General features: G+C 61.7%; 1 pseudogene. It reads right to left on the bottom strand.

Annotated features, from left to right (window positions below):
* A pseudogene (locus HX786_RS31620) lies at positions 1–199 on the bottom strand (ABC transporter permease); the annotation flags it as partial.
* Between the last annotated feature and the right edge of the window lie 198 nt (positions 200–397).

Genomic DNA, 397 nt, shown 5'->3' with positions numbered 1-397 from the left:
GCACCGCGCCCGATAGCCATGCTGATGCGCGGCTACACCACGGTGTTTCGCGCGGTGCACTGAGCTTGGCGCAGGCCACCACCAGGCCGATCAGCAGCCCCACCGCAAACGAGCCGGCGGAGATCTGCAGGGTCATCCAAAGCCCTTTGAGCAGTGCATTGCCCCAGCCTTGTTCGCTGAAGTTGAGTAGATCGAACATCGCGGCTCCCTATTTCGATGACACGCGGTGACCCTGTGACGAGGGCGCTTGCTGTGGCGATGGAGCTTGCTCCCGCTGGACTGCGTAGCAGGCCCATTGTTTGGGGGCGCTTCGCACCCCAGCGGGAGTAAGCTCCCTCGCCACAAGCCCTCTCTTTCTACCGGATTAGTTTGTGTAGGGGCTGTCACATACCTTGCT

It is taken from the genome of Pseudomonas sp. 21615526, from assembly GCF_013386245.1.
Lineage (GTDB): Bacteria > Pseudomonadota > Gammaproteobacteria > Pseudomonadales > Pseudomonadaceae > Aquipseudomonas.
This window is presented reverse-complemented; position numbering and strand designations above follow the sequence as displayed.